The sequence below is a fragment of the Pseudomonas sp. Root329 genome (genome assembly GCF_001424925.1).
GTDB lineage: Bacteria > Pseudomonadota > Gammaproteobacteria > Pseudomonadales > Pseudomonadaceae > Aquipseudomonas > Aquipseudomonas arabinosi.
Genome location: NZ_LMCV01000007.1, coordinates 122355 through 136787, shown reverse-complemented (window position 1 = coordinate 136787; position 14433 = coordinate 122355). Strand labels below are relative to the sequence as shown.

The 14433-nt window shown below is 58.0% G+C and carries 12 protein-coding genes and 1 tRNA gene; 1 reads left to right on the top strand and 12 read right to left on the bottom strand.

Annotated features, from left to right (window positions below):
- Positions 1-127 precede the first annotated feature (127 nt).
- The 3 genes from ampE to ASC74_RS09430 all read right to left on the bottom strand — a co-directional run bounded on the left by ampE (position 128) and on the right by ASC74_RS09430 (position 3796).
- Entirely contained in the window at positions 128-964 is an 837-nt protein-coding gene (gene ampE / locus ASC74_RS09440) for a regulatory signaling modulator protein AmpE (protein WP_056741084.1), read from the bottom strand.
- On the bottom strand, positions 961-1521 hold the full coding sequence (gene ampD / locus ASC74_RS09435) for a 1,6-anhydro-N-acetylmuramyl-L-alanine amidase AmpD (protein ID WP_056741082.1): 561 nt from the start codon (positions 1519-1521) through the stop codon (positions 961-963). The genes ampE and ampD overlap by 4 nt, the downstream gene beginning before the upstream one ends.
- Before the next feature lie 64 nt (positions 1522-1585).
- Entirely contained in the window at positions 1586-3796 is a 2211-nt protein-coding gene (locus tag ASC74_RS09430; protein ID WP_056741081.1) for a DUF1631 domain-containing protein, read from the bottom strand.
- Between the two features lie 283 nt (positions 3797-4079).
- On the opposite strand from ASC74_RS09430, the gene nadC reads away from it, so the two are divergent.
- Positions 4080-4928 carry a carboxylating nicotinate-nucleotide diphosphorylase gene (gene nadC, locus ASC74_RS09425; RefSeq protein ID WP_056741079.1) on the top strand — a complete coding sequence of 283 codons (849 nt, stop codon included), beginning with the start codon at positions 4080-4082 and terminating at the stop codon, positions 4926-4928.
- A gap of 49 nt (positions 4929-4977) precedes the next feature.
- On the opposite strand, the gene ASC74_RS09420 is transcribed toward nadC, so the two are convergent.
- The 9 genes from ASC74_RS09420 to rimP all read right to left on the bottom strand — a co-directional run bounded on the left by ASC74_RS09420 (position 4978) and on the right by rimP (position 14348).
- Complete coding sequence (locus ASC74_RS09420; RefSeq protein WP_046046051.1) at positions 4978-5283, bottom strand: DUF6388 family protein; 306 nt, start codon at positions 5281-5283, stop codon at positions 4978-4980.
- 137 nt (positions 5284-5420) lie between these two features.
- A tRNA-Thr gene (locus tag ASC74_RS09415) sits at positions 5421-5493 on the bottom strand.
- Positions 5494-5632: 139 nt separating this feature from the next.
- Complete coding sequence (gene pnp / locus ASC74_RS09410; protein ID WP_046045794.1) at positions 5633-7738, bottom strand: polyribonucleotide nucleotidyltransferase; 2106 nt, start codon at positions 7736-7738, stop codon at positions 5633-5635.
- 197 nt (positions 7739-7935) lie between these two features.
- Positions 7936-8205: a 30S ribosomal protein S15 gene (gene rpsO, locus ASC74_RS09405; RefSeq protein WP_003177875.1), complete on the bottom strand. Its 270-nt coding sequence runs from the start codon at positions 8203-8205 to the stop codon at positions 7936-7938.
- 117 nt (positions 8206-8322) lie between these two features.
- Positions 8323-9240 (bottom strand): tRNA pseudouridine(55) synthase TruB, encoded by a 918-nt coding sequence (truB, locus tag ASC74_RS09400; RefSeq protein ID WP_008149014.1) that lies wholly within the window; start codon positions 9238-9240, stop codon positions 8323-8325.
- Positions 9241-9243: 3 nt separating this feature from the next.
- Positions 9244-9645: a 30S ribosome-binding factor RbfA gene (gene rbfA / locus ASC74_RS09395; protein ID WP_008149016.1), complete on the bottom strand. Its 402-nt coding sequence runs from the start codon at positions 9643-9645 to the stop codon at positions 9244-9246.
- 159 nt (positions 9646-9804) lie between these two features.
- Entirely contained in the window at positions 9805-12333 is a 2529-nt protein-coding gene (infB, locus tag ASC74_RS09390) for a translation initiation factor IF-2 (RefSeq protein WP_056741077.1), read from the bottom strand.
- 27 nt (positions 12334-12360) lie between these two features.
- Entirely contained in the window at positions 12361-13842 is a 1482-nt protein-coding gene (gene nusA / locus ASC74_RS09385; protein ID WP_008024459.1) for a transcription termination factor NusA, read from the bottom strand.
- A 47-nt stretch (positions 13843-13889) separates the two neighbouring features.
- On the bottom strand, positions 13890-14348 hold the full coding sequence (gene rimP / locus ASC74_RS09380) for a ribosome maturation factor RimP (RefSeq protein WP_010463487.1): 459 nt from the start codon (positions 14346-14348) through the stop codon (positions 13890-13892).
- Positions 14349-14433: the final 85 nt, after the last annotated feature.

Genomic DNA, 14433 nt, shown 5'->3' with positions numbered 1-14433 from the left:
GGATTGATCAATCGAAGTATGCTTTTTCATGGACTCGCCCTCGCTGTCGTTGGCTGTTTAGACTGCCACCGTGGCGCATTGACGCCTCGGCGTGGGCGAGTCCATTCAATTACAGGGTTCAGTGTGTTTACGGAAGGACGGTCCACAACGCAAAACCGGCGTACCAGAGCACCGCCGCGCGCAGCAGCAGTTCCCAGATTCGGTCGAGGCTGTTGATGCCGTCAGGCCCGACCACCGGTGCCGGGATTTCACCGGCCACCAGCCCGACCTTCTCGATCAATTGGGCGGCGCTGATGTTCCAGTTCAGCAGTTCGTGCAGCATCACTCGGCTGACCGCGACAAAGTTGCCGACCAACGCAAAACTCGCCGCCAGCAAACGCACCGGCACCCAGTCGAACGCATGACGCAGTTTTGCCGCGCGCTCGACCACGGCCGGGTTCTGCCCATGTTCTTCGGCCAGGGCCAGCAGTCGATAGCTCAGGGCTGCGACCGGACCCAACAGGAAGTACCAGAAAATCACCGCAAAAAAGCTCTGATACGCCTCCCACAGCAGATGCCCTTGGACCCGTTCCAGCAGTTGCTCGCCGCTATCGGCGCAGATACCCAGGTCGCGGTTCGCCACAAGAGCGGCCGCTTCCAGGTCTTCCCGGCGCCAGGCATCGCGAAACGGCCCGAGACCGGCCAGCAGATCACCGCGACCGAGACTGTAAATCACCACCAGCAGGTGCACCGGCAACGCCAGCAGACCGTAAGCCACCGGGTCCAGTACCAGCAGCAGCAAACCCAGCAGTGCCACTGGCATCAACACCAGTATCAGCAAAATCAGCCACGGACTTTTCGCCAGACGTGGATTGACCTCAAGCTTATTCAGCTCGCGAACCCATCCACCATCGAGCTGAACCCGATGACGCAGGGCCGAGAACTTCTCGATCCAGACCGCCAACAGCAACACCAGAAAACTCATTGTTGTTCCTCTTGTGCCAGGGCAGCGCGATAGCGTGCCCAGTCGAACGCCGGCCCCGGATCGGTTTTACGCCCGGGTGCGATGTCGCTATGCCCGCAGATGCGTTGTGCGGTGATACCCGTGAACGTGCTTTGCAGCTGCCGGGTCAGGGTCGTCAACGCTTGATACTGAGCGTCGGTGAACGGCAGATCATCCGTGCCTTCAAGTTCGATGCCCACGGAAAAATCGTTACAGGTTTCCCGCCCTTCGAAACTCGAGACGCCGGCATGCCAGGCACGTTCAAGACAAGAGACAAACTGAGTGACAGTGCCGTCACGTTCGATCAGAAAATGCGCAGACACACGCAGGTCGGCGATCCCTTCAAAGTAGGGGTGCTCCGTGACATCCAGACGGTTCTGGAAAAATTCCTGCACCTTGCCGGTAGCGAACTGCGCTGGCGGCAGGCTGATGTTGTGGATCACCAGCAGGGAAATTTCGCCCGAGGGGCGCGCATTGAAGTTGGGCGAGGGGCAAATATCTACGCCCTGACACCAACCGCTCGCGGGGTCCAACTGCATACAGGTTCCTTCAACGACGACTGTGTTGGCGCCCAGTATGCCGTGATAGACCCTCGGGGCGCGATCACTTGCCGCGATTGAGGCGCCGCAGGTTGCCGATCACCGACTCCAGCGCCCGGTCGAACAGCAAGGTGTCGTCCAGCGCGCGCACCGCGCCACGACGAAATTCCAGCGCCAGACCGGTGCGGCTGCGCTCCAGCACTTTCATCCCGGTGCGATTGACGAAAATGTACTTGCCGGTGGCTTCAATGATCGCCGCCAGCTTGCAGCGAAGGGTGTTTTCCTCGTCTTCCTGAAACTCGACCCAGCACCCCAACCGCAGTTGATCAACCTGAAGCAGACCGGCATCGTCCTCCGGCAAGCGCAATGACGCCGTATCGACCGGCCCTTCGTCGGCGGTTCGCAGGACGATTCCCTGCAGCACTTCGACCATTACCGGTGTATCGACAGACTGCTCAAGCTTTTGCCCTGGACGTTCGACCAGCTGAACGTGCAAGGCTTCCAGCTCACTGAAAAATTCGCTGGTGGCGAACGGATCAAAGGCCGAACTGCTCAGCCCGTCGCGCAACGACTTGAGCAAGCCGGGCACCAGCGCCAACAAGCGCAAGCTCACATCGGATTCATCATGACGTTGCACGCTCCAGATCAATTGCTCCATGGACCGCACATCAGCGTGCCACTCGGCCGACTGATCGCCGTGCTTGAGACAGGTCAGCAGCAGTACCTGGCTCCACGCTTCCTGGACAAACACCACCACCCGTTGCGGCAACACTTTGCCCAACAAGGCCTGATTCAGCACCTGCTCGACGCGCTGGCGGGCCAGATCAGTCCTGGCGCGGCCTTCTTCGGCGTCACGGGTACGTTGCTCCAGCAGCTCACTGCGACGGCGCTCGTCGCTGGTGAAGGCGAGAAAATCCGCGAGCAATTCGGAAAAGACCGCCGGATCATCGACAAAATCGTTCAGCAACCGTTGCACCACTTGCTCGATGCGCAGATACAGGCTGTCGCGCTCATGGTCATCGCACTCGCCCCAGCCCATGGCTGCGGTGGCGATTTCATTGAGCAGGCGCCGGGCCGGGTGACTGCTGCGGCTGAAGAAGCTCTTGTCGAGCACCGCCACTTTCAGCATCGGGATCTGCAAGCGGCCGATCAACGCCTTGAGCGAGTCCGGCAGGTTGCGGTCATCGAGGATGCATTCGAAGAGCATGGCGATCAGGTTGATCACGTCTTCGTCAGCCACCCCGACCACGCGGGACTTGCCACTTTTGACGCTGACCCGGGTCAGCAGTTGTTCGAGCTGGTTTCGCAGATCGAAGTCGTCCTGGGCTGCCGGCGCCGGCACGTATTGCTGCAAGTGCGAGAGCAGGCGCATTAGGTCATGGGTGGAAATCGGCTGTGTCTGGGCACTGGCTTCAAGGGTTGGCGCGACACTGCCACGCACGTGAAACAGCAACTCCTGCAACGCCGCGAAGGCTTCCTGCACGCTGTCGTCGGTCGGCGGGCCACCGACGCGAGTGTTGGCCTGTGCGGGTTCAGTACGAACGCCGGCAGTTGCACGATCCGTGACCCGACGCGCAGGGGCGGGCTTAAGGTCGGGCAGAACACCGGTGGCGATCAGCAACTGATTGGCTTCGGCGTAGAGCTGATTGGCATCCCTGAGCACATAGCGTTCGAACAGTTTGAGGATGATCAGCTTGACCTTGATCTCCACCCCCAGGTTGCGCCCGGCCTGCATAAAGTACTCGCAGAGCATCGCCGGCCCCATGGGATTGTGCTGATCAAGCAGTTCCCTGCCCAGCAGTGCGCTGAGTCGGGCAGTCAGTTGGTCCAGGGTGAAGCCGTCGCGGTTCAGCACTTTGCTGACCATCGCCTCCACTGCCACGCTGCGCTCCACGTCGTCATCGGGCAGCGCCACCGAGGCGTCGAAGGTCAACGCCTGGGGCAAGGCAGACTGAATGATGTCGCACTGGGTAAGGCTGACAAAAGCCTCGAAGAATTGTTCAAGAAAGCCGCGTTCGATGTTTTTGCGCTTGAGGCGCAAGTCGCGCATGGCTTCGAAGAAGAGGTTCTGTTCGACGTCATTGCGGGCCCGGTCGGCCATTTCGAACAGCGTGTCGTCGGCGTTATCGAACAGTTCCTGCAAACCATGCCTGAGCTGTTGAGCGGCCTTGTCACGAACCTGAAGCAGAATCACAGGCAGGCGGGCGAGCGGCGAGGGAGTCGCCTGGTCGGTAGCGACCTTGTGCAAAGGCACTACATTCCCGTCGTTGTGCATTCAGGCCTCCTGAAACGGTGAGTCTTCGAAGTCGTCAATCCAAATCCACGTCAAAGCCATGACGTCAAAAGCAAGGCGGATTATCTTGCAAAAGATGCCCCCTCTACCAGCAGACTCTGCGTTTCCCATTGAAATAGACGCTTATGGCAGACGCTGACTGAGTGCCGATTACTCAGGTGAATCGACCAAATGCAGGTTTCAGAGCGATGGGAACGCCTCTGATGCCTTGGGTTGCCCAGTGCCATGGCCCTATAATCGGGCCACTTTGTTTGTGGAGTCCGTTATGCCGAATCTACGTCTCGCCGATTTGACCGCCGAAATCGAAGCCAACGTGCGCCGTGCGTTGCTCGAAGACATCGGCAGCGGCGACATCACCGCACAGCTGATCCCGGCCGAACGCCTGGCCAAAGCCACGATCATCACCCGCGACGCTGCCGTCATCTGCGGCACAGCCTGGGTTGATGCAGTGTTTCGGCAGCTGGATCCACGTGTTGCGGTGCACTGGGAGGTGCGCGATGGCGAGCGGGTGAAACCCAATCAGGTGCTGTTCCACCTCGAAGGCCCGGCGCGCTCGCTACTGACGGGCGAACGCAGTGCACTGAACTTCCTGCAGTTGCTGTCTGGCGTGGCCACGCGCGCGCAGCACCTGGCGGATTACGTTGCCGAGACTCAGGTGAAGTTGCTCGACACCCGTAAAACCTTGCCGGGGCTGCGTCTGGCGCAGAAGTACGCCGTGACCTGCGGCGGTTGCCACAACCACCGCATCGGCCTGTACGACGCCTTCCTGATCAAGGAAAACCATATAGCCGCCTGCGGTGGCATCCCGGAGGCGATCAAAGCCGCGCACAAGATCGCCCCGGGCAAACCGGTGGAGATCGAAGTGGAAAGCCTGGACGAGCTGAAGGAAGCCCTGGCGGCCGGTGCCGACATCATCATGCTCGATGAGTTGAGTCTGGATGACATGCGCGAAGCCGTGCGCCTGAACGGCGGCAAGGCGAAACTGGAGGCCAGCGGCGGTATCAACGAAAGCACGCTGCTACCGATAGCCGAAACCGGGGTGGATTACATCTCGATTGGTGCGATGACCAAGGATGTGAAGGCTGTCGATCTGTCGATGCGCCTGAGCCTTTGATAACGCCTAGTGAATGAAAAACGCCAGCCTCGTGAGGCTGGCGTTTTTGTCAGACCACCAGATTGTTCATCTCGCAGTACTCTTCCCACTCGACGCCCAACACCTCGGCAGCCTCCTTGTGCAGAACAAGGCGCGCAGCCTCGAACTCTTCAGGGGTTGAGGTGTACTTGAGCGTCAGTTCCCACGGCTGCAAGCCCTGAGACTCTGCCTCATCCTCGAATGCCCACTGGATCTGGTCTTTCTGATCGTCGGCGGGCAAGTCCTTGATCTCTTCGGCTAGCTGAGGCGATTCCAGCAAGTACTTCTTCAGCGCTTCTGCGTGCCTGGCTTCTTGGGTCAATTCTTTAACGGTCATGGCGTTCTCTTTGATCTGGGGAATGGAAGATGGATCTGGATCATCAAGGATCTCTCTGACGCAAAAAAACCGTTTGAAGCCCGGTTTGTCTGGCCTTCAGAACCATTCGGGATCATATGAAAACAACGTGTCGCTCGTGCCCGAGACAGGAATCGAACCTGCGACCTTCGCGTTACGAGTGCGCTGCTCTACCAACTGAGCTACACGGGCAGTGGGCTAAACCTAGCACTGACTTTGGGGTCAGGCAACTTCATGGCTCGTCTCATTTTTTTGCAGGCAAAAAAATGCCCCGCAGCGTTCACTGCGGGGCATTTTTTATAACGTTGAAGCGGTCAGGCGTGGGGAGTGATTAAACGCCCGAAGCCTTGGCTGCTGCTACGTCTTTGATGGACAGCTTGATACGGCCGCGGTTGTCCACGTCCAGTACCAGTACTTCCACTTCCTGGCCTTCTTTCAGGATGTCGGTCACTTTCTCTACGCGAGCGTCGCTCAACATCGAGATGTGAACCAGACCGTCCTTGCCAGGCAGGATGTTGACGAATGCGCCGAAGTCGACGATGCGCTCAACCTTACCGACGTAGATCTTGCCGATTTCAGCTTCTGCGGTGATGCCCAGAACGCGCTGACGTGCAGCTTCAGCAGCTTCTTTGGTCTCGCCGAAGATCTTGATCGAGCCGTCGTCTTCGATGTCGATCGAAGCCTTGGTCTCTTCACAGATCGCACGAATGGTCGCGCCGCCTTTACCGATGACATCACGGATTTTGTCGGTGTCGATTTTCATCGCGATCATGGTCGGAGCGTTTTCCGACAGTTCGGTACGCGACTGGCCAATGATCTGGTTCATCTGACCGAGGATGTTCAGGCGCGCTTCCAGGGCTTGGCCCAGAGCGATTTCCATGATTTCTTCGGTGATGCCTTTGATCTTGATGTCCATCTGCAGCGCGGTCACACCTTTGGCGGTACCGGCTACTTTGAAGTCCATGTCGCCCAGGTGGTCTTCGTCACCCAGGATGTCGGTCAGGATGGCGAATTTCTCGCCTTCTTTAACCAGACCCATGGCGATACCGGCAACCGGTGCCTTCATCGGAACGCCAGCATCCATCAGCGCCAGGGAAGCGCCGCAAACGGAAGCCATTGAGCTCGAACCGTTGGATTCGGTGATTTCCGACACCACGCGGATGGTGTACGGGAACACGTCGGCAGCAGGCAACATTGCTGCAATCGAACGACGGGCCAGACGGCCGTGACCGATTTCGCGACGACCAGCGCCACCCATGCGACCACACTCACCTACCGAGAACGGAGGGAAGTTGTAGTGCAGCATGAACGGGTCTTTTTTCTCGCCTTCCAGGGTGTCCAGCAGTTGTGCGTCACGGGCGGTGCCCAGTGTTGCAACAACCAGAGCCTGGGTTTCGCCACGGGTGAACAGTGCCGAACCGTGGGTCTTAGGCAGAACACCGACTTCGATGTTCAACGGACGTACGGTCTTGGTGTCGCGACCGTCGATACGTGGCTTGCCGTTTACGATGTTTTCGCGAACGGTGCGGTATTCGATTTCGCCGAAAGCCGCTTTGACTTCGCTGGAAGAAGGCTGGCCTTCTTCACCGGACAGCTTGGCAACGACCTGGTCTTTCAGCTCACCCAGGCGAGCGTAACGGTCGGCCTTGATGGTGATGGTGTAAGCCTGGGAGATCGCGTCGCCGAACTCGGCACGGATGGCGCCCAGCAGAGCGGTGGCTTCTGGCTGTGGAGTCCAGGTCCAGGTTGGCTTGGCCGCTTCGGCAGCCAGTTCTTTAACGGCGTTGATCACAACCTGGAACTCGTCGTGAGCAAACAGTACCGCGCCCAGCATCTGGTCTTCGGTCAGCTCTTTGGCTTCCGATTCAACCATCAACACGGCTTCCGACGTACCGGCAACGACCATGTCCAGGCTCGAAGCTTTCTGTTGTTCGTAAGTCGGGTTCAGCAGGTAGCCGGTGCTTTCGTGGAACGCAACGCGTGCACAGCCGATAGGGCCATCGAAAGGAATGCCGGAGATAGCCAGGGCAGCCGAGGTACCGATCATCGCAGCGATGTCCGGATCGGTTTTCTTGCTGGTGGAAACGACGGTGCAGACAACCTGCACTTCGTTCATGAAGCCTTCTGGGAACAGCGGACGGATCGGACGGTCGATCAGTCGGGAAGTCAGGGTTTCTTTCTCGGAAGGACGGCCTTCACGCTTGAAGAAACCGCCAGGGATCTTACCGGCAGCGTAAGTCTTTTCCTGGTAGTGAACGGACAGAGGGAAGAAGCCCTTGCCTGGATCGGCTTGCTTGGCGCCGACCACAGTCACCAATACGCTGACGTCGTCGTCAACGGTGACCAATACTGCGCCGGAGGCCTGACGGGCGATACGGCCAGTCTCGAGGGTAACGGTCGACTGACCGAACTGGAATTTTTTGATTACCGGGTTCACGGTGTCCTACCTTCTTTTGTGGCTCTTGGGGAACTTGTCTTCTTGCGAAATTCTTGGGCAACGCCGGGAATCGGCCCGACTGTCATTGTCCAGGTAAAGCAGGTATCCAGATAAAACTTGAGGCTGGGAGCCTGCCATGCGCCAGCGGGAAACCCACTGGCGTACGACAGACAACCAACCTCTAGCGCAATCGCTTATTAGCGACGCAGACCCAGGCGACCGATCAGAGTCTGGTAACGACCCAGATCCTTGCCTTTCAGGTAGTCCAGCAGCTTACGACGCTGGTTTACCATGCGGATCAGACCACGACGGGAGTGGTGATCTTTACCGTTGGCCTTGAAGTGACCTTGCAGCTTGTTGATGTTGTGGGTCAGAAGTGCAACTTGCACTTCTGGCGAACCAGTGTCACCAACAGCTTGCTGGTAGTCAGCTACGATTTGAGCTTTTTCTTGAACGTCGAGAGCCATGAGGCAATCCTTTTATCAGGAAACTGTTTCAAAGAAACAGCTTCAACAGGCCAGGGACAAATCCCTGTATCTAAAAATGAGTAGTGACCGTGCCTGTTAACAGCCACCCTCGTTCGGTCATTCTGACCGAATCAGTCGACGTGGCGCGATGCGCCCGTCTTCGCTCACTTCACCGATACCGATGAAGCGACCATTGTGATCCTGTACCCGTACCATGCCGAACTTCGGTGCATCCGGGGCTCGTACCGGTTGGCCGTTAAGCCAGTAGAACGAGCTGTGCTCCGAGAACTGCAACAGTGGCCAATCCAGCAGGCCGCTGTCCGATGGCATCAGGAAGCGGTCGACCGCTTCGTTGCCGCCTTCGGCATGTACCGCTTCCAACTCTTCAAGCGTGACCGTCTGGGCAAGCGTGAAAGGCCCGGCCTGGGTACGTCGCAGTTCAGCAACGTAAGCGCCACAACCGAGTTGCTCACCGATATCCTCCACCAGGGTGCGGATATAGGTACCTTTGGTGCAATCCACTGCAAGCCGCGCAGTATCGCCTTCAAAGGCCAGTAATTCCAAGCGCGTAATAGTAACAGAACGCGGTTCGCGCTCCACTACTTCACCTGCCCTGGCCAGCTTGTACAACGGCTGGCCATCACGTTTGAGCGCCGAGTACATGGGCGGTATCTGACTGATTTGCCCACGAAATTTCGGCAGCACCGCTTCGACATCGGCGCGACCAACGGTCACCGGGCGCTCAAGCAAAACATCACCCTCGGCATCGGCCGTGGTGGTGGTCTTGCCCAGTTGCGCCAGGGTTTCGTAACCCTTGTCGGAATCGAGCAGGTATTGCGAAAACTTGGTGGCCTCACCGAAGCACAACGGCAACACGCCGGTGGCCAGCGGATCGAGACTGCCGGTGTGCCCGGCCTTCTCGGCGTTCAGCAACCAGCGAACCTTCTGCAACGCCGCATTGGAGGTAAACCCCAGTGGCTTGTCGAGCAGGATGATACCGCTGACGTTACGACGGATACGTTTGACCTGAGCCACCGATTACTCCTTGGTGTCTTCGGCTTCTGCCGCAACCGGATGCTGATTGTCTTCAGCTACCGCACGTTCGATCAATGCCGACAGATGAGCACCACGCACGACGCTTTCGTCGTAGTGGAAGTGCAACTGAGGAACGCTGCGCAACTTCATTTCACGAGCCAACTGCATGCGCAGGAAGCCGGCGGCTGAGTTGAGCACCTTGATGCTTTGCGCGATGTCTTCGGCGTTGTCCTGACCCATCACGGTGATGAAGATCTTGGCGTGACCGACGTCACGGCTGACTTCAACAGCGGTAATGGTGACCAGGCCGACGCGCGGGTCTTTGACTTCACGACGGATCAGCTGTGCCAGCTCACGCTGCATCTGATCGCCGATACGTTGGGTACGGCTGTATTCTTTTGCCATGTCTTGTTACCTGTTACTGCCACACGGTGAAACCCGTGGGGTCTGAAAGCGGCAAACGCCCGGCCTGACAAAAGCCAGACCGGGCGTTGCGTTTAGAGTCCTGACGCCGTGCCGCGCACTTGCATGCGGCGGCTCGCCGTGGCCCTTGAAGTGCGCGAGTTAGAGGCTGCGAGCAACCTGGACCTTCTCGTAGACTTCGATCTTGTCGCCAGCTTTGACGTCGTTGTAGCTCTTGACGCCGATACCGCATTCCATGCCGGCACGTACTTCGGAAGCGTCATCCTTGAAGCGGCGCAGGGATTCCAGCTCGCCTTCGAAGATAACGATGTCTTCACGCAGTACACGGATTGGACGGTTACGGTGAACAACACCTTCGATAACCATGCAACCGGCGATCGCGCCAAACTTCGGCGAACGGAACACGTCACGCACTTCAGCGGTACCCAGGATGTTCTCGCGAACATCGCTGCCCAGCATACCGGTGAGGGCTTTCTTGACGTCTTCGATGATGTCGTAGATCACGTTGTAGTAACGCATATCCAGACCTTCCTGCTCGACGATCTTGCGAGCGCCAGCATCGGCACGCACGTTGAAGCCGAACAGTACAGCGTTGGAGGCCAGCGCCAGGTTAGCGTCGGACTCGGTGATACCACCGACGCCGCCACCAACGACACGCACTTGCACTTCGTCGTTACCCAGGCCGTTCAAGGCACCATTCAACGCTTCCAGCGAACCACGGACGTCGGATTTGAGGACGATGTTGAGCGTCTTCTTCTCTGCCTGCCCCATGTTCTCGAAGATGTTTTCAAGCTTGCCAGCGTGAGCGCGGGCCAGCTTGACTTCGCGGAACTTGCCTTGACGGAACAGAGCCACTTCACGGGCTTTCTTCTCGTCCGACAGCACACTCATCTCATCGCCAGCGTCCGGGGTACCGTCCAGGCCGAGGATCTCGACAGGGATGGAAGGACCGGCTTCCTTGATTGGCTTGCCGTTCTCGTCGAGCATGGCACGTACACGGCCATAGTTCGAACCGACCAGTACCATGTCGCCTTGGCGCAGGGTACCGTCTTGAACCAGAACGGTAGCAACCGGGCCACGACCTTTGTCGAGACGCGATTCAACCACGACGCCACGGCCTGGGGCCGATGGAGTCGCTTTCAGTTCGAGGACTTCAGCTTGCAGCAGAACAGCTTCGAGCAATTCGTCCACGCCAGTACCGACTTTCGCCGAAACCGATACGAACGGGGTGTCGCCGCCCCACTCTTCCGAAGTCACGCCGTGAACCGACAGTTCGCTACGGATGCGATCGAGATCAGCGCCCGGCTTGTCGATTTTGTTCACTGCAACCACCAGTGGAACACCGGCAGCTTTGGCGTGCTGAACCGCTTCAATGGTCTGCGGCATTACGCCGTCGTCCGCTGCAACGACCAGGATCACGATGTCAGTCGCCTTGGCACCACGAGCACGCATTGCGGTAAACGCAGCGTGACCCGGGGTATCGAGGAAAGTGACCATGCCGCGATCAGTTTCAACGTGGTATGCACCGATGTGCTGGGTGATACCGCCGGCTTCGCCAGCAGCTACCTTGGCACGACGGATGTAGTCGAGCAGCGAGGTTTTACCGTGGTCAACGTGGCCCATTACGGTCACAACCGGTGCACGGGAGAACGTCTCACCTTCAAACTTCAGGGACTCGGCCAGGGAATCTTCCAGGGCGGTGTCGCTGACCAGGGTCACTTTGTGGCCCAGTTCTTCGGCTACCAGCTGAGCAGTTTCCTGATCAAGCACCTGGTTGATGGTCGCTGGGGTACCCAGTTTGAACATGAACTTGATGATTTCAGCAGCCTTGACCGACATCTGGTTGGCGAGATCGCCAACAGTGATGGTCTCGCCAATCTGCACATCACGCACGACAGGGCCGGTTGGGCTCTGGAAACCGTGAGCGTTGCGCTTCTTCAGCTTGGCCTTGCCGCGACCACCACGACGGAAGCCATCGCTTTCTTCGTCGGTAGTACGTGGGGCAACGCGTGGAGCAGGCGCTTTCTCTTTGACCGAAGCACGATGCGGAGCGTTTTTGCGCTCGCCATCGCTACTGCCACGACGACTGTTATCATCGGCACGTGGTTTGTCCGGACGGCGCTGTTCGTTCTGCTTGTTGCGAACATCGGCAGACGGCGCTGGTGCAGCAGCCACAACCGGCGCGCTTTCACGTACTGGCTCGGCAACTGCAGCAGGTGCTGCAACGGCGTCGTTAGTAGCGGATTGCGCAGCAGCAGGCTGACGACGCGCGTCTTCTTCGGCGCGACGCTTGGCTTCTTCTTCAGCCTTCTGACGTGCAGCATTTTCTACTGCGCGACGTTCGTCCAGTTCGCGTTTGCGCTCGGCTTCAATTTCTTCCGGGCTGCGCTGTACGAAAACTTTCTTTTTGCGTACTTCAACACTGATGCTTTTGCTGCCAGCAACACGCAGGGTGCTGGTGGTTTTACGCTGCAGTGTGATCTTGCGTGGTTCTTCCACTTTCGCCTTGTGGCTGCTTTTCAAGTGAGTCAGCAAAGATTGCTTCTCACTGTCAGTCACATGTTCTTCGGCGGCGGTGTGCGGCAGACCTGCCTCACGCATCTGCTGCAACAGGCGCTCTACCGGTGTTTTGACCTCATCGGCCAGTTGTTTCACCGTGACTTGCGTCATGCACTTCTCTCCTCAGGCCGCGCCTAATTACTCGAACCAGTGGGCTCGGGCGGCCATGATCAACTTGCCGGCACGATCATCGTCAATGCCGTCGATGTCGAGCAGGTCGTCAATAGACTGCTCGGCCAGGTCTTCGCGGGTAATTACGCCGCGCACCGCCAGTTCCATCGCCAAATCCTTGTCCATACCCTCAAGCGAGAGCAGGTCTTCGGCCGGATGGGCGTCTGCCAGCTTTTCCTCAGTAGCGATGGCTTTGGTCAACAAACGATCCTTGGCGCGAGCGCGAAGCTCGTTGACGGTTTCTTCGTCAAAGCCGTCGATGTTGAGCATTTCTTCCAACGGTACGTAGGCAATCTCTTCCAGGCTGGTAAAGCCTTCATCTACCAGCACCTGTGCCAGGTCTTCGTCGACTTCCAGCTCGTCGATGAAGTTGCGCAGGATGTCGCCGGTTTCTGCTTGCTGCTTAGCCTGGATGTCCGATTCGGTCATCACGTTCAGGGTCCAGCCAGTCAACTGGCTAGCCAGACGCACGTTCTGACCACCCCGACCAATGGCCTGAGCCAGATTGTCTGCGCCAACGGCGATGTCCATTGCATGGGCATCTTCGTCAACGATAATTGCCGCCACTTCAGCCGGCGACATTGCATTGATCACAAACTGAGCCGGGTTGTCGTCCCACAGGACGATGTCCACACGCTCACCGCCCAACTCACCCGACACTGCCTGGACGCGCGAACCGCGCATACCAATGCAAGCGCCTTGCGGGTCGATGCGTTTGTCCTTGGAGCGGACCGCGATCTTGGCGCGCGAACCCGGGTCACGGGATGCTGCCATTACTTCGATCAGGCCTTCAGCGATTTCCGGCACTTCGATGCGGAACAACTCGATCAGCATTTCCGGCGCAGTACGCGACAGGATCAGCTGCGGGCCGCGGTTCTCGGTGCGGATTTCCTTGAGCAGCGCACGCAGACGCACGCCAACCCGGAAGGTTTCGCGAGAAATGATGTCTTCGCGAGCCAGCAACGCTTCAGCGTTGTTGCCCAGGTCGACGATCACGTTGTCGCGGGTCACTTTCTTCACGGTGCCGGAGATGATTTCCCCCAGGCGCTCGCGATAGGCATCAACGACTTGAGCGCGCTCGGCTTCGCGAACTTTCTGCACGATGACTTGCTTGGCAGTCTGTGCAGCGATGCGGCCGAACTCAATGGACTCGATCTTTTCTTCGACTACATCACCAACCTGAGCACCAGGATGCGTTTCTGCAACCTTGCTCGGCCAGGTTTCGATGGCCGGATCGTCCAGGTCTGCTTCTTCGACGACAGTCCAGCGACGGAATGTCTCGTAAGCACCGGTGTGGCGATTGATTTCCACACGCAGATCGACTTCGTCCTCGAAACGCTTTTTGGTAGCAGTGGCCAGAGCCAGCTCCAGCGCTTCAAAAATTACGTTTGCCGGTACGCCCTTTTCATTGGATACCGACTCAACAACCAGCAGTACTTCTTTGCTCATCGTACGCCTCGCCTTTCGCAAGCCATTGGATCCGCGGGATCCGCGTCTCAGTCAAAACTGGGAATAATGTTGGCCTTGTCGATCATATCGATCGGCAACAGGAACTCATGGTCTTCTACCTGCACCACGACGTCCTGCTCTTCTACACCGCGCAGAAGGCCCTGAAAGTTGCGTCGGCCTTCAAAAGGCGAGCGCAGCTTGATCTTCACTTGTTCACCGGCAAATTTTGCAAACTGCTCAATAGTGAACAGCGGGCGTTCCATGCCAGGCGAGGAAACTTCAAGGGTGTATTCAACGGCGATTGGATCTTCAACATCCAGCACACCGCTGATCTGACGGCTGACAATGGCACAATCGTCCACCAGCACGCCGCCCTCTTTATCGATATAAACGCGCAACATTGAGTGGCGACCTTGAGCCGAAAACTCAATACCCCAGCATTCATAGCCTAGGGCCACGACCACCGGGGCCAGCAAGGCCTGCAACTCTTCTAGCTTGCTCGACACCTGAACCCCCTCGTGCATGTATGTGCATGCTGTGCAAAATAAAAAAATGGGCGAAACGCCCATCCTTGAAACGCCGTCGAACAGC